Genomic DNA, 21,670 nt, shown 5'->3' on the forward strand with positions numbered 1-21,670 from the left:
ATTTCTCTATTTGGCATAGATTCTTTCTCTGATTGGAGTATTTTCTTTTCATGTTTTCGAATCGGAAACATGTATTTGGCCTGTTTTTTTATTTGAAGAAGCTGAGTAGTTACCCCTATTGATTGTAAGTTCATCTCAATATACGATACAATTTCTTTCGCAACTACAATTTGGGCACGATTTTCTTGCAGCAAAATATCACCACATTTTTCTCTTGTTAAACCAAGAGACATAAATGTACCTAATATTTGCCTATGTTCTAGCGTATAAAACTTGGAAGGATAGTCAATTTCTAATACTTCTACTTGAAATTCTTCTTCATTTAATTCTAGATAGTCTGGATAAATAAGTGCTCTTTTACGCTCTGCATTAGGCGTTGCACCACCAAATTGTACAGCAATATCACCTTGTCCTATTACCATAGAAACAATTTGTTGTTGCCTAGGATCAAGAAAATCCGTTAACTTCACTTGATGGTACTCCGCCGCTCGCTTCCACTCTAGCACTTTATCCACAAAGACCTCCTCATCAGGCCTAAAATGTTCGTAGATGCTCATGTATTTACCTTCTTACTATAAGAAATAGCTTAATAAACTGAACAAACCAGTTTTAGCAAGTTTCAACGCAAAGATCGCAACGATTGGAGAAATATCAATCATTCCAAGCGGCGGAATAAAGCGGCGGAATGGTTCTAAATACGGTTCACAAATACGTGCCAGGAACTCTCCAAAAGATGATTCCTTTGCACCAGGAAACCATGATAGGAGAATGTAAATAATAAGTGCCCACGAGTAAATCTCGATAGCATAACTTAACACTATAAAAACTGTTGTCATGGCGTATTACCACCTCTTTATATTTGTTTCTTCTTCTTCACCGAATAACTCTGAAATCGCACCAACAATATCTACATTTTCAGGTGTACACATAAATGTTTTCGGCCCTATTTTTTGAATGTCCCCGCCTATAGCGTATACAGTACCACTTAAAAAGTCAACGATACGTACCGCTTGATCAGTAGACATTCTCTGCAAATTAATTACAACAGCTCGTCTACCTTTTAAGTGGTCCGCAATCCCTTGTGCTTCCGAATATGTGCGTGGTTCTAATAAAACAACTTTTGAAGATTGTTTTGCTGTTTCAATACTCACAACATTTTGCTTCGGTTGCGCTTTCGGAAACGTAACGTCTTGTTGTTCTGGTGGATCTTGCTGCTTTTTCATGTCTGTTTGCTCCTTTTCATAACCATATTGAGCTGCTTCTTTTTCTTCCGGTGTATCAAAAAAGAAGTATTTTACTTTTGACCAACTCATAATAAGATTCTCCTTCCTTTTACGCTTTTCCTACTAAAATCGTTCCCAAACGAATATATGTAGCCCCTTCTTCAATTGCAATTGTGTAATCGTTGGACATTCCCATTGATAATTCTTTACATGGCGCATGTAATAACTCTAGCTCCTGCACCTCTGTTTGCAGCATACGTAATTCCTTAAAACAGCGTCTGATTTCTTCCTCTTCTTCTGTAAATGGAGCCATCGTCATTAGTCCAACCACTTCAATTTTATCGAATTCTTGCAAACTTTGAATAAAAGAAACAACCTCTTCTATTGCCAATCCTTGCTTCGATTCTTCAGATGAGGTTTTCACTTGAATAAAGCATTTCACTTTCTTATCAGCACGTTTCTGAATTTCTTTCGCCAGCGAAAGACGATCTAACGAATGTAAATAATCAATTTCATTAATGATTTCTTTTACTTTTCTCGTTTGTAATGAGCCAATAAAGTGCCAATTAACTTTTGAACCGAAATGCTCGTATTTCTGTAAGAAACCTTCATTTCTATTTTCACCTAAATCGATAATTCCAGCTTCAATTACTTCGTTTGTTTTTTCAATCCCTACAGTTTTTGTAACTGCAACAAGTTTAATATCTTGCAACGAACGTCCAGCTCGAGCGCAAGATTCTTTAATAGCTTCATTTACAATTACTAAATTTTCTTGTACTGTCACTTGCTTCCTTCCCCCTTAAAACCTATGAAACTCAACATTCTTCCTGTCTTACCTTGATCACGACGATGAGAGAAAAATAGTTGCTCTTCACAGCTTGTACAAAGAGATGACATTACAATATGCTCTTCTTTTATGCCTGCTTGTACACATAATATACGATTAATTTCTTTTAAATTAATTGCGTACTGCCCGTCAGAAATTTTTTGATGAGGAACAGCACCGCTAACTACTTCCTGTGCTGCTGTTAATACACGATCATCCACAACATAACAACAAGATCCGATCGACGGCCCAATTGCAACATGAATTTCATCACTTGAAATACCTTCTGCATTCCACTTTTGAATCATTTCCTTTGCAATCTCTTGTACAGTGCCTTTCCATCCAGCATGCGCAAGTCCTATCATACCATGTGATGGTGCATAAAAATAGAGCGGAACACAATCCGCGTAACAAGACGTTAACAGAACATCTTCATTACTCGTATAAATGCCATCTGTTTTTGAAATGCCGTCCTCATATGAATAGACACCACTTCCCTTTTCCTGTTGCCCTACTTTTTCAACATGATGAGCATGAACTTGTTCAGAGCAAATCCAGTTTTCTAATGGTTTTTGTAACTTATTTGCTAAAATGCGTCTGTTTTCATGAACGTTCTCCACGATATCATTCACATGTAATCCTAAATTCATCGCATGAAAGGAGCCCGTACTTATCCCACCATCTTTTGTCGTAAATCCAGCAGTAATGTTTCCAAGTTCTTTCCACGCTTGTAAATACAGTATACCGTCCACATATTTAAATGGTTCTCTCATAATAAAGCGGCTCCTTTTAATTAAAATAACAGAAAAAAGCATGGTACTTCCTGTCTATTTTACCATACTTTTATTTTTTCATAATCCTAACAGAAAAAAAAGAGGAATTTGTAATATTCTTTATGAAATTGTCGGTGTTTGTATTGATTCTGTTACAGAATTAACAGGATTTACTCTTACAAGTATGACATCTTCCCCAATTTTCACAATTTCCTTCCAAGGAATTACAATCTCAACATCTTTTCCAAAAATACCTAGCATACGTGTCTGTTTGGAAATAATAACAGAACAAATTTTCCCTGTGTTCATATCAATTTCAATATCTCCAATATTCCCAATCCTTTTTCCATCTGAAATATTTATAACATCCTTCATCTGTAACTCTGAAATTCGTATCACCATTTTTATCCTCTCCCTTATATGACAAATTGGAAACTGTTTCTCATATTTACAGGAAGCCACCTATACGAAACACCATGCTAGTTTCATTATATGAACACTAATCCCCTACTATGAGCACAAACCATATTACATATAAAAAGGTCTCACCATAATTGGTGAGACCTTATCCTTGAATCGTTTTATTCATTTGTTTAATGGCTGACTTCTCTAAACGTGATACTTGCGCTTGGGAAATCCCAATTTCTTCTGCAACTTCCATCTGTGTCTTTCCTTGGAAGAAACGTTTTCTAATAATCATTTTCTCTCTATCATTTAAACGCTTCATTCCTTCTTTCAATGCTAATTCTTCAGCCCACTGCTCGTCCTTTTGTTTTTCATCACTTAACTGATCCATAACAAAGATAGGATCTCCCCCATCATTATAAATCGGTTCAAATAATGAAACTGGATCTTGAATCGCATCTAAAGCAAATACTATCTCTTCATGAGTTACTTCTAGCACTTTTGCAATATCCATTGCTGTTGGTTCTTTTGAATTTTCTGCAATCAATTTTTCTCTTACTTGCAAAGCTTTATACGCAATATCTCGCAATGAGCGCGATACGCGAATCGGATTATTATCACGCAAATATCTGCGTATTTCCCCAATAATCATCGGCACAGCATACGTTGAAAATTTTACATTTTGGCCTAAATCAAAATTATCAATTGATTTCATAAGTCCGATGCAACCAACTTGAAATAAATCGTCAACATATTCTCCTCTGTTATTAAATCTTTGGATGACGCTCAGTACAAGACGTAAGTTTCCATTCACTAATTTTTCTCTTGCGCTTATCTCTCCACTTTGCATTTCACGAAATAATTTACGCATCTCTTCATTTTTTAATACTGGAAGTTTAGCTGTATCAACACCGCAAATTTCTACTTTGTTTCTCGTCAAAGTGTTCCCTCCTATCGGGAGTTGCTGTACAGTGTAAAGTATTTCCTTTGAAGGGGATTTTATGCATGTGGTTTTTTCACGATTTATTATTTAAATTATCTTTCCTAATACAACTAAATAGAATAAGACCAGCCTACATAACGGCTGGTCTTATTCTTTACACCATTTTATTAAATTCTTTTCGTAATCTTTTTATAATTCTTTTTTCTAAACGCGAAATGTATGACTGTGAAATCCCAAGCATATCAGCCACATCTTTTTGCGTCTTTTCCTCTCCTCCAGCAAGCCCAAACCGAAGTTCCATAATTTGTTTTTCACGATCATTTAATTGGTGTAATGCTTTCATTAAAAGGTGACGATCTACAGTAGCTTCTAAATCTTTTGTAATAATATCATCATCTGTACCTAACACGTCAGACAATAACAGTTCATTCCCATCCCAATCAATGTTTAGTGGTTCATCAAAAGAAACTTCCGAACGATTTTTGTTATTTCGACGTAAATGCATTAAAATTTCATTTTCTATACAACGCGATGCATATGTTGCTAATTTTATTTTCTTTTCTGGATTAAATGTATTTACCGCTTTAATAAGGCCGATTGTTCCTATACTAATCAAATCTTCAATATTTATCCCTGTATTTTCAAACTTTCTTGCTATATATACAACGAGCCTTAAGTTACGTTCAATAAGTAATGACCTTGCTGCCTGATCTCCTTTTGGCAATTTATTCAAAAGAACTTCCTCTTCTTCTTTTGTTAACGGTGGTGGCAACGCTTCACTTCCACCAATATAATAAATTTCATCGGTCTTAATTCCTAATTTCAGCAATACTTTATACCAAAGGTATACTAAATAAAATTTTAATTTCATCATATTATCCCGCCTCTCATTTATTAAGCGATCACCATTTTTTGCGAAATCAACATTTTTGGATGCACAATACATTGATACTCCCCATTAGTAGACAGCTGTTGTGTATTTAATCCAATTAATACTTTGTTTACAACAATAGAACTACCTTCATGGTCAACTTGCACACTGTCAGGCTTAATTGCCCACAAAAATTGACTCTCTACTCCTACTGCACGGAAAGGAATTAAGCGTAATTTGGTCGCCCAACCAGAATCATTTTCTGGTATTTGAGGAATTTCTGTTTTGGAATAAATTTGTTCTGTTAACCAAGATGGTAAGCAATGTTCTAATGATGAAACATGCATAATCATAACAGGTGTTTTTGTTAATGGGTCATAAAGTTGGTTCCCACTGTCAATAAGACCTGCGAGTTCTAGTTCTTCTTCGGCTAATTGAATTTTTACTTTCACAATTTGATCATAGTGTATTTTCGTGACCTCTACGCTTTCAATACGCTTTTTAGAAAAATAATAAATTACTGGAAAACCAAAAATAACAAATAACCAACTAATTGGATCACCGTAAGAAATTGACTGAGATTGAACCAATCCATTTACCATTTCATTCGTTTGCAAAAAGAAATGAGTTCCAATTAATCCTCCGCCAACCATAAAGGTTACAAAGTAAAAAGTAAAAACAGTTTGTGCATAATTTCTAAATGTCGTAAACCCAAATGCTGTATACACAATAAGTAACGAGTACAGTAGTTTCATAATTGGATGTGTCATCATAGAAGCAAAAGGAGTAAAGGCAAAAATAACAATAGTTGAACCTATAAATGCCCCTAACACAAGCCTCCATCTTTTGATTTTCTTTTTTAACACGGTAGCTGTTAATAAAAGCAAAAGAAAATCAATGCAGGCGTTTAACAACCAAACAACGTCGGCGTAAACAACCAAACAATTCACCTCTTTTTTCAAGTTGAGACTAGTATAATGCATATCCAATAGGAAAGTGTGTCAATTTACGGAGGTGTTTTTTTGTTATTTTGTGATTTCTAGACATAATCTGTCGGTAAAAAATAAAAGTACAAATTCATAGAATGATATACTCTTATTTTCACAAACAAAATATATTGAAATATACGAAATAAAAAAAGACTTGCTTAGCAGGTCTTTTCCATAAAAAATAAAAAGGAGCATGAAAGCTCCTTTTTTTATCGTCTACGACGGTTACGTAAAAATGCTGGAATATCGATATCATCTGAATCTGAATGACGCTCATGTACAACTGGCTCTTCACGCTTCATTTCACGTTTTACTTCACGCTGTTTTGAAGGTTGAGCTACTGGTTGTTGCTGTTGTTGCGTGTGGTTCGCATTCGGACGAATAATTGGTTTTGGTGGTTGAGTTGCAATGCTATCATCAAAACCAGTTGCAATTACAGTTACAACGATATCATCTTTTAATCCTTCGTTAATAACAGAACCGAAGATCATATTTACTTCTGGATCTGAAGCTGAAGCTACGATGTCTGCCGCTTCTTGTACTTCATATAAGCTTAAGTTAGCGCCACCCGTAATGTTCATGATAACACCTTGAGCTCCATCAATAGATGTTTCTAGTAATGGGCTAGAAATCGCTTTTTTCGCAGCTTCTGCAGCACGATTTTCCCCATTACCAGAACCAATACCCATTAAAGCAGAACCTCTATTAGACATAATTGTCTTTACGTCTGCAAAGTCTAAGTTAATTAAACCTGGCGTTGCAATTAAATCCGAAATACCTTGAACACCTTGACGTAATACGTTATCAGCTTCACGGAATGCTTCTAACATTGGCGTATTTTTATCAACAATCTCTAATAAGCGATCGTTTGGAATTACAATAAGAGTATCTACATTTTCTTTAAATGCTGCAATACCAGATGCTGCTTGCGTCGCACGCTTACGTCCTTCAAAAGTAAATGGACGTGTTACAACACCTACTGTTAAAGCACCTAATTCTTTTGCAACTTGAGCAACAACTGGAGCTGCACCAGTTCCAGTTCCACCGCCCATACCGGCAGTTACGAAGACCATATCCGCACCACGAAGTGCTTCTTGGATCTGTTCTTTACTTTCTTCTGCAGCTTTTTTCCCTACTTCAGGGTTTGCGCCTGCACCAAGTCCACGCGTTAATTTTCCACCAATTTGCATTTTTGTTTCAGCTTTTGATAGATTTAATGCTTGTGCATCAGTGTTCACAGCGATAAAGTCTACACCTTGTACACCGTGTTCAATCATACGGTTTACAGCATTGTTTCCGCCACCGCCGACACCGATAACTTTTATATTCGCTAATTGATCTTGAGTAGTATCAAACTCTAACATGTCGAAATCCCCCTAGAACCTCATTTTTCGTGTCCAATTTTAATCCCATAAATAACGGAATACACGTTTTACTTTTGACATCATGCGGTCATCATTTTGATTATTATTGTTTTGATTACGAGTTTTTTGTTTCGTGGGTTGCTGTTGTACCGGCGTTGGTGCTGGTGCTGGTACTGGTTCAAAATGCTCTTGCTTTTCCTGCACATTTTTCCCACGTAATTTAGCTTTTTGATAAGAATGTTTAATTAATCCAACTCCACTTGTATATTGGGGCTCACGCACACCAATATAATCAGGAGTTGCTACACGAACATTTTCATGTAAAATATCATATGCAAGATCAAGAACACCTGGCATAGAAGCAATTCCGCCAGTTAGTACATAACCAGAAGCCACTTGCTTTACTCCTAACTTACGCACTTCATCTTGAACAAACATTAAAATTTCCTCTACACGAGCCTCTATTATATCCGATAATTCCAACTGAGAATATTGTTCTGTTTGATCACTTCCCATAATAGGAACCGTAAACATCTCTTCTTCAGATGCTGTATCATAAAAAGCATGTCCATATTTCAACTTAATTTGATCTGCATTTTCTGTTGAAGTTTTCAACCCAATCGCAATATCTTTCGTTATATGGTCTCCACCTAATGGTAATACGCTTGTCGCTTGTAACTCTCCATCTTTAAAAATAGATAAAGTTGTAGATCCTCCCCCCATATCAACAAGGGCTACTCCTCTATTTTTTTCATCTGAAGATATTGCAACTGTTGCAGCCGCTAAAGGTTGAAGACAAATATCAACAATTTCAAGACCTGCTTTTTCTACACAACGAAGTAGGTTATGTAGTAAAGTTCTCGAGCCTGTAATAAGTGTACCTTCCATTTCTAATCTTACACCGATCATCCCGCGTGGATCGTTAATCTCGTCAAGACCGTCTACGATGAACTGTCGAGGTACCACATCAATAAACTCACGTTCTGGAGCAATTGACACAACTTGTGCTGCATCTAGAACGCGTAAGACATCTTCATTCCCGATTTCACGATCTTCATTTGAAACAGCGACTACTCCGTGACAAGGAAGTAGCTGTACCTGGTTTGCATTGACACCTACTACAACTTGCTCAATGTGGATTCCCACCATGCGCTCAGCTTGTTCAATTGCTTTTTTAATTGATCGAACAGTCTCGTCTATATCAACTATCGATCCCTTCTTTAAACCATTTGATTTTACATTTCCAACACCAATAATGTTTAAGCTGTCATTAACCATTTCACCAATGATGACTTTAACATTGGATGTACCGATGTCAAGACTAACATATATTTCATTGCTGTTCATTCTTTGGCACCTCCTTCTTTATTTATACCATACAACTCAATATATGGAACAACAATCGCAACTTTACTATTTATAAGAAAAATATTCAACGTCTTTATACGTTTCCCTTTTTTAACCCTATATTTTTCTTATTTTTATTTAGCATTCAATTAAGAATATCGCAGTAAACTATGAATAACTGCTTATCTTGAAATAATTCTATTTCGAGTGTAAAGTTTACCGCCAAGTATAAGTCTACACTAAGATGTACTCATAGAAAAGTGAAACTTGTACCAATACTAGTATGAATCTAAGAATTTTTACATATTTTTCATCAAATGAACCATTCTTCTAAATTCGTATACATATAATAGAACATTCGTTTCGTTTTTTCTGCTATAAGTAACGAAAACTACCATTCTATTCTTTTTTTTCTTCCGCACCTAATTCTTTCGTATATGCACCTACTTCTAAGTCAATTAATACCTTCTTACCTGGCTCAATTGTTTTTAAAATAAGCGGATAGGCTTCCATACGTTTTGCGAAATTTTGAATTGTAGTGCTCACTTCATAACCTTCATTCATATATAAAGTAAGATGATCTTCATTCGCATTCGTTGGTGAATAGCGAATCTCCGAAATAGATTTTAAAATAGCTGGTGTTAATTTTTCTAGTTCAGCGATTAACTCCTTCATTTTCTCTTCTTTAAAAGGTTCGAAAATCGGTGCTGCAACAGGAAGTTTTCCATTAGGTAGTACATCAAGCGTTTTTCCATTCTCTAATAACGGTTGTAATTTTCCCTCTTTATTTATATAACCAATCGTTAAATATTCTTCGATATGAATATCAATATTGTTTGGAAAACGTTTTTTTACATTTACTGCTTTAATTTCTTTTCGCTTCGTTAAGTTTTCTTCAGCTTTATGTGCTGTCACTCGGAAATAACTTGTATCATATGTCACGCCTGAATCCTTCATTACTTGTTCATCCGTCATATAGTGATTTCCAAACACACTAATCTTTTTTATATTACTAAGCGGAGACCGAAAATAAATTAAAAAGAGCACTAATAAAAATAAAATTGATATGTATAAAATCAATCGATGATTAACATTTTTTTTGTTTTTTTTCTTTTGATTTTTCAATTTTGGTACACGATCTTGTAGTTTAATCACTTTACTATTATTCATGTACGATCCCCCTATGTAACATAAAGAACGGCATGTTCCTCATGCCGTTCTTATCTTCTTATTATAACATAAATGATAATGAGCGGAACGAATAACCGTTATCTTCCAATGATTTCTACTTCTGTGTGCATATCTACATCAAATTTATCCTTAATTGTATGTTTTATTAATTCAATTAAAGACAATACATCTTGCGCTGAAGCTCCCCCAGTATTAACAATAAAATTGCCATGCATTTCAGAAATTTGAGCTCCACCAATCCTATAGCCACGAAGCCCTGCTTTTTCTACTAAATCTCCTGCAAAATGTGGGATTGGATTCCGAAATACACTTCCTGCACACGGGTGATTCCATGGTTGCGTTTCACGGCGGTAATCTTTATTATTTTGCATGCTACGTACAATTTCTTCACGTTTCCCCGCCTGTAATTGAAACACCGCCTCTAAAACAATACCAGGACGTTTCGTTTGCAATACAGATGCCCGATAAGAAAACTCCAATTCTTTATTCGTTAACCAGTCAATTGCACCGTCTTCAAACAGAATGAGAGCCTTCGATAATACACTCGATATATCCGATTTATGTGCACCTGCATTCATATATACTGCACCACCGACACTTCCTGGAATACCGCTTGCAAACTCCAATCCAGCTAACCCTTGACGACTAAGTAAAGTTGACAATTTAATAAGAGGATATCCACTACCAACTCTTACCTTATGTTTTTCGACCTCTAAGTGATCTAATCCTTCTCCTAAACGAATAACAACACCTTCTATGCCTTGATCAGATACAAGAAGGTTTGAACCGCGACCAATTACAGTCCACTTCGTTTTGTATTGCTTTACTAACTGTAATGTTTTTTCAATACCGGCTACATGCTTTGGCACAATTAAAATATCCGCTGGGCCACCTATTTTCATAGTTGTATAACGTGCTAACGGCTCGTTAGCCAAAACACGACCAACGTCTGCTTCTATAAGCTCATTTACTAATTGTTCCATAGACAATCTCCCCCATATTAAGTCTCCTTATGACAATAATATGCAGGGCGTTCACCTAACGTTATCCCTCTATTTACGGGCAGTACAGCTCCTAAATCAAAATTAGGTGATAACAAAGAAATTAGGCGGAATGAGGATACCAGTAAACATCCGATTAGTGAAAGGTAATAATCAAAGAGAGAGAATCACTCCCCACTGATTAAAGCCTCACTTTATTTTTTTACAAGTTTATTCATTACTTCATACAGCTTATTTGCTGCATCTGGAATACCTAGTTGCTTAGCAGCTAGCTTCATATTTTGTAATGTTTGTGCATCTAATAAAATCTCATCAATATCACGAATAAGCGTTTCAGCTGTTAAATCTTTTTCAAGTAACATTTTTGCCGCTCCTTTATCAACAACTGAACGTGCATTCTTTTCCTGATGATTATTTGTTACATACGGACTCGGTATTAACACACTTGGTTTTCCTAACGCTGTTAATTCTGCAAGTGTTGTTGCCCCAGCCCTTGAAACAACAAGGTCTACACCAGTTAGTACCTCTGGCATATTATGAATGAACGGCTTAATAATAACATTGCTTGGGTTCCCTTTTTGCTTCACGGCTTCCATCACTTTGTCATAATGTACTTCACCTGTTACATATAGTATTTCGTAGCTTTTGTTCCCAAACTGTTCAATTGCTTCAACGAAGGCATCGTTAATCGGTCTAGCCCCACGACTTCCACCAAATATAAGTACAGACTTTTTAGGAAGAGAAAGCCCAACTGAACGTTTCTCCTTCATTCCATTTTGTTCCATTACCTCTGATGCTCGTGGATTACCTGTCATTACCACTTTTGACTCCGGAAAATGCTCTATAGCTGCTTCAAAACAAACAGCAACTTTATCAACATAACGGCTTAAAAACTTGTTCGTTACACCTGGTACACTATTTTGTTCATGTACAATAGTTGGAATACCTAATTTGGCTGCAGCGTATACAACTGGTCCACATACATATCCACCCGTTCCAATTACGATATCCGGATTAAAACGACGAATATATCGTTTACTATCCTGTACACCTTTTAGAAAACGCATTACTGTTTTCACATTATCTAATGATATTTTTCGTTTAAATCCACTTATAACAATAGATTGAAATGGTATACCTGCTTTTGGAACGATTGTACTCTCTAGTCCATTTTCCGTACCAATATATAAAAATCTTGCTTCTGGATTTAACTTTTTTATTTCTCTAATTAAAGCAAGAGCTGGATAAATATGACCACCAGTACCCCCACCACTCACTAATACACGCACTACTAACTCCTCCGCTTCTCTTTTCTTATTTCCATTATATTTATTTCTATATACATATTGCATTTTTACACACATACGAAAAACCCTGTCTTATAAACAGGGTTTAGTAGCGAGAATGGCGACTTATATTTAATAATACACCTACTGCCATTAACATTAATGTCAAACTTGATCCACCATAACTTAAAAACGGCAAGGTAATACCCGTAACAGGCATTAGTCCTGTTACAACACCAACATTAATCATTACTTGAATCGCAATCATCGCCACAATACCTACTGCTAAAAACGTACCATATAAATCTGGCGCTCCTAATGCGATACGAATCCCGCGCCATAATAATAGACTAAATAATAATAACACAAATGAACCACCAATAAAACCTAATTCCTCGGATAAGATCGCAAATATAAAGTCAGTTTGTGGTTCAGGTAAATAAAGAAATTTTTGTCTACTTTGTCCAAGTCCAAGCCCAAATAATCCACCAGGTCCAATTGCAAGTAATGATTGGATAATTTGAAATCCACTCCCGAGCGGATCTGACCACGGATCTAAATATGATGTAATGCGTTTCATTCGATACGGTGCTGATGCAATTAACCCTACAAATCCTGCTACACCAATCAAACCAAACATTGCAAAGTGAAAAACTCTCGCTCCCGAAATGAATATCATAATGATACATGTCCCAACCATTACCGTTCCTGTCCCAAGGTCTGGCTGTAACATAATCATCCCAAAAGCAAGAAACACAAAACTAAGAGCCGGTAATAAACCACGTTTAAAAGATGTAATCAATTTTTGCCGTTCTGCTAAAAACTTTGCCAAGAAAATAATCATCGCAAACTTCATAAATTCTGACGGCTGAATCGAAAATGCCCCGATTCCAATCCAACTTCGTGCTCCTCCTCGAACAAGACCTACTCCAGGAATAAGAACGAGAATAAGAAGAATGAAGCAAACTAGCAAAATCACTTTTGAATACGTACGCCACACCCAATAATCAATTTTCATAATAAAAAACATAGCTACTACACCAAGACCCGCAAACAGTAATTGTCTTTTTGCAAAAAAGAATGAGTCCCCCATTTTATAAGAGGCCCAAACTGCACTCGCACTATAAACCATAATCATTCCGATTGTCAACAATGAAAGTGTTACGATGATGAGAATAAAATCAGGCGTTTTCTTCATTACCCACAAACACCACCTCTTTAGGCAGAACCTTTTGCCCTATGTAACAAAACATCAGTAGGTGTTAGCCTACTGATGTTTTGATTTACTTTATATAAGTTTATGCACAGCTTGTATAAAAATGTCTCCTCTTTCTTCAAATGTTTTAAATTGATCCCAGCTTGCACACGCTGGAGAAAGAAGAACGACATCACCATCTTTAGAATGAGCATAAGCTTTCACCACTGCTTCATCTAAAGTATCGACACTTTCAATTATATCTAATCCCGCTTTTTCTGCCGCTCTTACTAGTTTAGGAGCTGTTTGTCCAAATGTTACAATCGCTTTTACATTTTTGAAATACGGAATTAAATCATCGAATTCATTTCCGCGATCAAGCCCACCTGCTAGTAACACAATCGGTTGTGTAAACGCAGATAGTGCTTTCTCAGTCGCTAACATATTCGTTGCTTTTGAATCATTATAAAACTTACGGTTGTTAATCGTTGTTACATATTCTAAACGATGTTTTACACCCGTAAAACGTTTTAACACGACCGTAATTGCTTCATTAGAAGTACCTAATAATTTCGCAATACTCATTGCAGCTAAAATATTTTCTAGATTATGTTGACCAGGTAAAACGATATCGCTTACTTCAATAACTTTTTCACCTTTGAAATAAAGAGCGTTATCTTTTATACACGCACCATCTTCAATTTCTTTCGTTGTCGAAAACAGGATTTTTTGACCTTTAGAATACGCAGACAAAGCCATCACATCTGCATCATCCGCATTTATTACACTATAATCATTTTCTGTTTGGTTTTTAAAAATATTTGCTTTTGCTAAACCATATTCTTTCTTCGTCCCATGATAGTCTAAGTGGGCCTCAAATAAATTTAAAAACGCAGCAATTTTAGGTTGGAACAATTCTACTCCCATCAATTGAAACGATGAAAGTTCTGTAACTACAACTTCATTTTCTTTTGCATCCTGTGCTACTTCACACGCTACAGTTCCAATGTTCCCTGCAATTACAGGATGCTTTTGTCCTTCTTTTAGCATTTCAAATGTCAGCATTGTCGTCGTCGTTTTACCGTTAGACCCCGTAATCCCAACAAATGGTGCTTCTGAAATACGATATGCTAATTCAACTTCCGTAACAATCGGAATTTGCTTTTCTATCGCAGCAACTAATATTGGATTAGAATACGGGATTCCTGGATTTTTTACTACAAGAGAAATATTTCTCTCTAATAATTCTAAAGGATGACCACCGCATACAACGTCCATTCCTTTTGCTTGTAATTCTGCAGCAAGTACATTCTCTGCTAAAGGCTTTCCGTCATTTACAATAACATTTGCCCCTAACTTTTGTAACAATGTAGCTGCTGCATAACCACTTTTTGCAATGCCCAATACAAGAATATTCTTATTTTGAAATTCAGTTACAGTTTTCAATTACATCCACACCCCGATATAAATTCCTAACACAGCTAATAAAAATCCTGCAGACCAAAACGTCACAACAACACGCCACTCTGACCAACCACATAATTCATAGTGATGGTGTAATGGACTCATTTTAAAGACACGTTTTCCTGTTGTTTTAAATGAAATGACCTGAATGATAACCGATAAAGTTTCCATTACGAATACTCCGCCAATAATTACAAGTAGCAATTCTTGTTTTAATAAAATCGCTACAGCTGCAATGGCTCCACCTAAAGCTAATGAACCTGTATCTCCCATAAACACTTTTGCTGGATTCGCATTGAATACTAAAAATCCAAGTACAGCTCCTACAACTGCCATACAGAATATCGCTACTCCAAATTGCTCTTGTGCCACAGCAATAATACTAAATGCTCCAAATGCAATAGCAGCTGTTCCTGATAATAAACCATCTAAACCGTCAGTTAAGTTAACTGCATTTGATCCACCAATAAGCATAAATAGTACAAGTACGAAATACGCCCAACCTAATTCAAACTTAACATCCGTTCCCGGAATCATGATGTATGTGTGGAACGCTTGCCCTTTTCCAATTAAAAAGAATGCAATAGCAATAACAAGCTGACCTACTAATTTTTGCTTTGATGTTAAACCAAGATTTCTCTTCATAACTACCTTTATGTAGTCATCTAAAAATCCAATCAATCCGTAACCAAACGTCACTAATAGTAATAACGAAACCTCTGCACCTAAATAATTAAACTTAATCGCCATAATAAGTGAAGTTACCATCATAGATACGTATATGACGATACCACCCATTGTCGGTGTCCCTGATTTTTTTTGATGTGACTTTGGTCCCTCATCACGAATACTCTGTCCGAACTTTAATTTTCTTAAAAATGGAATAAACAATGGCGAAAGGGCAACAGAAATTAAGAATGCTACCCCAGCCGTTACTAATAAACCTTGCTCAAGCACATGTAGTCCTCCTCTCACGTTGTTACTCTTCGTTGTTTAAACGCCCTGTAATTGCTTCTTTAGCAACTTCACGATCATCGAAATGATGAACTTCTTTACCAATAATTTGATACGTTTCATGCCCCTTACCAGCAATAATAATGATATCATCTGCTTTCGCTTTAGCGATTGCATGGTGTATTGCTTCTTTTCTATCAATGATCATTTCATAATTTTTCCCGCTTGCACCATGTACCATATCATCTAAAATAGCCGCTGGATCTTCACTTCTTGGATTATCTGATGTATAAATTGCATGAGTTGCATATTTTGTTGCAACACTTGCCATTATCGGTCTCTTCGTTCGGTCCCTATCGCCACCACAACCAACGATACAATACACATCACCTTTTGCAAATTGTTTTGCAGTTTTTAATACATTTTCTAAACTATCTGGCGTATGTGCGTAATCAACAATAACTGTATAATTTTGCCCTCCATCAACAACTTCAAAACGTCCTGGAACCCCAGCTAAATCCTTTATAACAGCAATGATTGTTTCTAATTTCACACCCGAAACAAGTCCTGCTGCTGTTGCTGCAAGTACGTTATATACATTAAATTTACCTATTAATTTCATCGTAACATTTACACTTTCATATGGTGTGACAAGCGTAAATGTAGTCCCGCCACTCGTCATAACGATATTTTTTGCCATAATATCACTTGTTGTATCAATACCATATGTTACAACTGTTGCTGCAGTACTTCTCATATACTCTTCTGTTACATTATCATCGCTATTCAGCACAGCGTACTTTTCACGATTATGATTATAACTATTGCCAAGCTGTGCAAATAGTAACCCTTTTGCATGTTTATATTCTTCCATCGTTTTATGATAGTCTAAATGATCTTGTGTTAAATTCGTAAACACCGCTACATCGTAATCACATCCGTGTACACGACCAAGATTTAACGCATGTGACGAAACTTCCATTACCGTGCTGTCCACACCTTGTTCAACCATTTTTGAAAACGTCTGTTGAAGTGTTAGTGCATCTGGTGTTGTATTTTTCACCTCAAATGTTTCATCACCGATTTTCATATTAATCGTTCCAATTAGCCCTGTTTTATGACCATGTGCTCGCATAATCTCATCCATAATATGCGATGTTGTTGTCTTTCCATTTGTACCTGTAATTCCGATTAAATGTAACTTGTGTGTCGGTTGACCATAAAAATAATCAGCTAAAACCGCTAACGAACGAAAAGTATTTTTCACAAGTACAACTGGAACGTCAACATCAATTGGTCTTTCCGCAACAATAGCAGCCGCTCCTTGTGCCGCTGCTTGCTTAGCAAAATCATGGCTATCAACCGTATATCCTTTCATACATACAAATAAGCTTCCCTCTTTCACTTTACGTGAATCAGCTTCTATAGATGTGATTTCTGGATTTTCTTTTGGAACAACTGGAAAATCATGCAAACATGATACAAGTGTATGCAACTTCATTTCACTAAACCCTCTCTACATTGTTTATTTATCTTTTTTCAGTAAGCAACACATTACCTCCTATATAAGGAGGTAAGTGCTACTGACCTATTTATGAATGAGACACTTACTGTCTCAAATTAAGTAACTGTTCTATAAAGAACTCACTTCCACCAATTGTACCATAAAACGTACTATGTTACCTTTAATTCCCGAAGTAAATTCTAATTTTTGAGCCTTCTTTTACTTTAGCTCCCGCTTCTGGTGATTGTTTAATTACTTTCTCTCCATCTCCACTTATATCAAGCTTCAAATCGACGAGTTGTGTTTGTAAGTCTTTCTTTTTCATTCCAATTAAATTCGGAACTTCCACAGTTGGTGTATCGCCCCATTTATATTCTTTCTCAACTTGTTCTTTTCTCGGTTTCACTCCCATAACAGGAAGCGCATCTCGAAGGATATTCCCGACAATCGGAGCTGCTACCACTCCACCAAACTGTGTAACCCCTTTTGGATTATCAACAGCAACATACACAACAATCTCTGGATCATCCGCTGGAGCAAATCCGATAAAAGATACTATATAATTATTCTCTAAATATTTACCATCTTTCACCTTTTGAGCAGTACCCGTTTTTCCACCTACACGATATCCATCAATATAAGCACCTTTACCAGAACCTTTCGCTACAACATTCTCTAATGCATAACGAACTTTTTCTGAAGTTTCCTTGGAAATAACTTTTCTTTTCTCAACAGGTGTCTTTTTACTAACAACTTGATTATTTTTCGGATCAATAAACTCCTTAGCTATATACGGCTGATACAATGTTCCACCATTTACAGCCGCCGCTACAGCTGCTACTTGTTGAATCGGTGTAACAGAAACCCCTTGGCCGAATGAAGTTGTTGCTTGCTCTACTGGACCAACTTTATCTAAATTAAATAAAATCCCACTGCCTTCACCTTGCAAGTCAATTCCAGTCTTCTGCCCAAAACCAAAATTACGAATGTATTTAAATAATCGGTCTTTACCAAGGCGATCACCAAGTTCAATAAATCCCGGGTTACATGAGTTTTGAACGACTTCTAAAAACGTTTGACTGCCATGACCTCCTGCTTTCCAGCATTTCAATCTAGCTCCACCTACTTCAGCTGCTCCATCATCATAAAACGTATCCTTCTCTAAGTCTACTAAATTTTCATTCAATGCTGCAGCTAATGTAATGATCTTAAATGTTGAACCAGGCTCATACGTACTCCATACAGGTAGATTTCTGTTATACACTTCTGGAGAGACACTTTGAAAATCCGCTGGGTCAAAACTCGGTCGACTAGACATACCTAAAATTTCACCATTTTTAGGATTCATTGCAATCGCAATCATACCGTCAGGATTATAAGTTGACTCAGCAATATTCATTTCTCTTTCCATAATCCTTGTAATACGCGCATCGATTGTTAATCCTAAATTTAAACCAGCTTCTGGCTTTTTGAAATCATCACCAACATTAGGCATCCTTTGTCCTTTCGCATCTGCAAAAAAACGCACATGACCTTTGTCCCCATTTAGCTCTTTATCATAATATTTTTCTAGTCCCATAAGACCTTGGTTATCGCTACCTGCAAAACCTAATACATGTGATAAAAAGTTTCCAAATGGATAGTACCGGATAGAATCCTCTGCGATATACACGCCCTTCAAACTTAATCCTCGTACTTCTTTCGCTTTGTCATGTGATATTTTCCTTCCGCCTTTATCTAACCTTACAATCGATTCTTTTTTTGTAATCCTTTTATAAATCTCATCTTTTTCCACACCTAATACTGCAGCTAACTTCTCTGCAGTCTCTGCTGGTTTTTCAATTTGCCTCGGTACAACAAAGACAGTTGGAGCACTTTTATTCGTGGCAAGTTCCACACCATTTCGGTCTAAAATTTTCCCACGTTCGGGTTCAAAAGTAATATTACGACTCCATGAATCTTTCGCACGATCCGTTAACATATTCCCAAGAAAAAATTGCACATATCCAAGACGAATATCGATAATAGTGAAAATAAGTATACCTGATATAAGTATAAAAATAAGTCGTTTTCTAACTGTTACATTTGATACACGCATATCGGAACAAGCCTCCCTTACGCCTAGCTTGTTCCAATATATGCTTGTACTTATTTAATTAGAACTTATTCTCTTTTACCATTACGGCTTTTCTGCTTCTTGCTGTGGTTCGAGTGGCGGTACGAGTGTGACACCTAATTCTGTACCAGGTTGTAATAATGTTCCTTCCGCCACACTTTGTTCTGTTACGTATCCTGTACCAGAAGGTTTCAAGTTAAGCTGTAATGTCTTCGCTAAATTCATAACATCACGCAGTGCCCATCCTTGTATATTTGGCATTGTAGGCTTATCTCCTACCAAGAAGACTCGGTCGCCTTTTAATGTTTGTTCAGTCGCTTTTGGTACTTGTTGCTGTACTTTCCCTTCACCTAGTACGATTGGACGAAGTTTTGCTTTATCAATCGCTTTCCCCGCTTCAGCCATCGTTTTACCAGTTACATCTGGAACAGTAGTTTGTTGTTCTTTCAGATGCTTTTTCGGATCTTTCACTTCATTTGGCTTAATCTTTAAATACTCTAAACTATTTTTTGTTACATATTTAAAAATATCAGCTAAAGGTTGTGCGCCGTTCTCATCATCTTTTAATTTCGGCTGTTTAACAGCTACATACACGACAAGTTGTGGATCGTCCATTGGTGCCATACCTAAGAATGAGAATATATAATTCTGTCTTCCTGTCATATAGCCGCCTTTTCCATCCGGAATTTGCGCTGTACCTGTTTTACCACCAACTGAATATCCATCAATTTTATAAGCTGTCCCTGTACCTTTCGGAGATGTAACAACACGTTCTAATAACTGTCTTACTTGCGCTGCTGTTTCCTTTGTAACAGGTTTTCCTACTTCTTCTGGCTTATGTTCTAATTTTACTTTGTCTGTTATCGGATCTACAATTTTATCAATTGCATAAGGTTTCATCATTTTCCCATCATTTGCAATGGCCGTTGCAGCTTGTACAAGCTGAATTGGTGTTACAGTGGAACCTTGTCCAAAAGCTGTTGTCACTTGTTGTATTTGCTGATCAAATAAAATTGTATTCGATCCTTCACCTGATAAATCAATGTTCGTTTTTTCATCTAATCCAAAACTATGAATATATTTTCGGAAACGTTCTGGACCAAGTTTTTGATCTCCTAAAATTGCAAACGCTACGTTTGAAGAACGCTCTACCCCTTCATCAAACGTGATAGAGCCCCAACCAGCACCGCCATTATGATCTTTTATTTTCCTATTTCCGACTTGATATGTCCCGGATTGATAATAATCTTGTCCTTTGTACACACCTTCATTAATAGCTGCCGCTAACGTAAAAATTTTCATTGTTGATCCAGGTTCAAATGCATTGGCAATCGCGTCATTGAAGAAATATTTAATTTGGCGATCATTAGGGTCATAACTAGGTTTAGTAGACATCGCTAATATTTTCCCAGTTTTCGGATCTGCAACAATCCCTATTAAACTTTCTGGCTCATATTGCTTACTTGCTGCTTTCATCGCGTCTTCTAAATAACTTTGGACACGTTGATCAATTGTTAAATAAGCATTATCTCCATTTTTAGGTGCCTTTACATTAACTTTTCCCCCATCAAGGGACACACCTTTACGATCACCTGTATATGCTACTTCTCCATTCGAAGCACTTAAGTATTTATCCAAGCTTTTCTCTATGCCAAATTGACCTACCGAGGTTCCATTCTCATTTGGTTTTGCATGACCTATAACGTAAGATGCAAAATCACCGTTTGGATACACCCTTGCATTTTCTGTAATAAAAGATATTCCCGGCAACTTCAACGCTTCTATTTGTTCCTTCTTTTCTTTCGTCAAATCCTTGCCTAACGTTCCAAATTCGACTTGACTTCTACCTTCCTTGTTTAAAGAAGCTAAAATATCCTCTTCGCCTTTTCCAAGTACTCCTGCAATTTTCTTTGCAGTATCTTCTTTATTCTCAACTGAGTTAGCACCTTTTAGTGCAGCTACCATTTTGTAAGAGTTTGCGTCTTGCGCTAACACATGACCGTTTTGATCATAAATGGTTCCTCGGTTCGCTTCAAGAACTCCTTTTTTACTATGCTTTTGTTTAGCAAGTGCATCTAAATCCTGATTATGAACGGTTCCTGTTGATTGTATGTAAAAAAATCGGGCTAATAACAGCAAAAAGAGCAGGAGGAAAAATATCATAAAATAACCTGCTCCCTTATTGGTATGAAATTTAGTCATATTCTTCTTCATCGTT

Annotated in this window: 19 protein-coding genes and 1 pseudogene; all 20 read right to left on the bottom strand. The window is 36.4% G+C overall.

What is annotated here, in order from left to right:
- Positions 1-113: 113 nt before the first annotated feature.
- A pseudogene (locus tag MHH55_RS13510) lies at positions 114-557 on the bottom strand (YlmH/Sll1252 family protein); the annotation flags it as partial.
- A 15-nt stretch (positions 558-572) separates the two neighbouring features.
- The gene (locus MHH55_RS13515) at positions 573-836 is read right to left on the bottom strand and encodes a YggT family protein (RefSeq protein ID WP_000214233.1); all 264 of its coding nucleotides are present in this window, start codon (positions 834-836) and stop codon (positions 573-575) included.
- A 6-nt stretch (positions 837-842) separates the two neighbouring features.
- Positions 843-1,313, bottom strand: a complete 471-nt coding sequence (locus MHH55_RS13520; protein WP_000119129.1) for a cell division protein SepF — start codon at positions 1,311-1,313, stop codon at positions 843-845.
- 19 nt (positions 1,314-1,332) lie between these two features.
- Positions 1,333-2,007, bottom strand: a complete 675-nt coding sequence (locus tag MHH55_RS13525) for a YggS family pyridoxal phosphate-dependent enzyme (RefSeq protein ID WP_000218005.1) — start codon at positions 2,005-2,007, stop codon at positions 1,333-1,335.
- Entirely contained in the window at positions 2,004-2,822 is an 819-nt protein-coding gene (gene pgeF, locus MHH55_RS13530; protein ID WP_017657591.1) for a peptidoglycan editing factor PgeF, read from the bottom strand. Before pgeF ends, MHH55_RS13525 begins: the two co-directional genes overlap by 4 nt.
- Positions 2,823-2,942: 120 nt before the next feature.
- Positions 2,943-3,224 carry a YlmC/YmxH family sporulation protein gene (locus tag MHH55_RS13535; RefSeq protein ID WP_000236745.1) on the bottom strand — a complete coding sequence of 94 codons (282 nt, stop codon included), beginning with the start codon at positions 3,222-3,224 and terminating at the stop codon, positions 2,943-2,945.
- Positions 3,225-3,387: 163 nt separating this feature from the next.
- Positions 3,388-4,167, bottom strand: a complete 780-nt coding sequence (gene sigG, locus MHH55_RS13540) for an RNA polymerase sporulation sigma factor SigG (protein WP_078186705.1) — start codon at positions 4,165-4,167, stop codon at positions 3,388-3,390.
- A 157-nt stretch (positions 4,168-4,324) separates the two neighbouring features.
- Entirely contained in the window at positions 4,325-5,044 is a 720-nt protein-coding gene (sigE, locus tag MHH55_RS13545) for an RNA polymerase sporulation sigma factor SigE (protein WP_000976948.1), read from the bottom strand.
- A 20-nt stretch (positions 5,045-5,064) separates the two neighbouring features.
- Positions 5,065-5,982, bottom strand: a complete 918-nt coding sequence (spoIIGA, locus tag MHH55_RS13550; RefSeq protein ID WP_000261975.1) for a sigma-E processing peptidase SpoIIGA — start codon at positions 5,980-5,982, stop codon at positions 5,065-5,067.
- Positions 5,983-6,239: 257 nt separating this feature from the next.
- Positions 6,240-7,394: a cell division protein FtsZ gene (gene ftsZ / locus MHH55_RS13555; RefSeq protein ID WP_000888984.1), complete on the bottom strand. Its 1,155-nt coding sequence runs from the start codon at positions 7,392-7,394 to the stop codon at positions 6,240-6,242.
- Between the two features lie 39 nt (positions 7,395-7,433).
- Positions 7,434-8,741, bottom strand: coding sequence for a cell division protein FtsA (ftsA, locus tag MHH55_RS13560; RefSeq protein ID WP_001087558.1), 1,308 nt, complete (start codon positions 8,739-8,741; stop codon positions 7,434-7,436).
- A 399-nt stretch (positions 8,742-9,140) separates the two neighbouring features.
- The gene (gene divIB, locus MHH55_RS13565; protein WP_001065793.1) at positions 9,141-9,911 is read right to left on the bottom strand and encodes a cell division protein DivIB; all 771 of its coding nucleotides are present in this window, start codon (positions 9,909-9,911) and stop codon (positions 9,141-9,143) included.
- 98 nt (positions 9,912-10,009) lie between these two features.
- Positions 10,010-10,915, bottom strand: a complete 906-nt coding sequence (gene murB, locus MHH55_RS13570; RefSeq protein ID WP_000437018.1) for a UDP-N-acetylmuramate dehydrogenase — start codon at positions 10,913-10,915, stop codon at positions 10,010-10,012.
- Between the two features lie 212 nt (positions 10,916-11,127).
- On the bottom strand, positions 11,128-12,222 hold the full coding sequence (murG, locus tag MHH55_RS13575) for an undecaprenyldiphospho-muramoylpentapeptide beta-N-acetylglucosaminyltransferase (RefSeq protein ID WP_078186707.1): 1,095 nt from the start codon (positions 12,220-12,222) through the stop codon (positions 11,128-11,130).
- 103 nt (positions 12,223-12,325) lie between these two features.
- Positions 12,326-13,417: a stage V sporulation protein E gene (spoVE, locus tag MHH55_RS13580; RefSeq protein WP_000753520.1), complete on the bottom strand. Its 1,092-nt coding sequence runs from the start codon at positions 13,415-13,417 to the stop codon at positions 12,326-12,328.
- Between the two features lie 90 nt (positions 13,418-13,507).
- Positions 13,508-14,860 (bottom strand): UDP-N-acetylmuramoyl-L-alanine--D-glutamate ligase, encoded by a 1,353-nt coding sequence (gene murD / locus MHH55_RS13585; RefSeq protein ID WP_000860111.1) that lies wholly within the window; start codon positions 14,858-14,860, stop codon positions 13,508-13,510.
- Entirely contained in the window at positions 14,861-15,835 is a 975-nt protein-coding gene (mraY, locus tag MHH55_RS13590; protein WP_078186704.1) for a phospho-N-acetylmuramoyl-pentapeptide-transferase, read from the bottom strand.
- A gap of 22 nt (positions 15,836-15,857) precedes the next feature.
- A complete protein-coding gene (gene murE / locus MHH55_RS13595; RefSeq protein WP_000766320.1) occupies positions 15,858-17,333 on the bottom strand; it encodes a UDP-N-acetylmuramoyl-L-alanyl-D-glutamate--2,6-diaminopimelate ligase in 1,476 nt (491 codons plus the stop codon).
- Positions 17,334-17,517: 184 nt separating this feature from the next.
- Positions 17,518-19,434, bottom strand: coding sequence for a stage V sporulation protein D (locus MHH55_RS13600; protein WP_001266234.1), 1,917 nt, complete (start codon positions 19,432-19,434; stop codon positions 17,518-17,520).
- An 81-nt stretch (positions 19,435-19,515) separates the two neighbouring features.
- Positions 19,516-21,666 (bottom strand): penicillin-binding protein, encoded by a 2,151-nt coding sequence (locus MHH55_RS13605; protein ID WP_000739960.1) that lies wholly within the window; start codon positions 21,664-21,666, stop codon positions 19,516-19,518.
- Positions 21,667-21,670: the final 4 nt, after the last annotated feature.

It is taken from the genome of Bacillus sp. FSL K6-2944, from assembly GCF_038005385.1.
In the GTDB taxonomy this organism is placed as follows: domain Bacteria; phylum Bacillota; class Bacilli; order Bacillales; family Bacillaceae_G; genus Bacillus_A; species Bacillus_A cereus.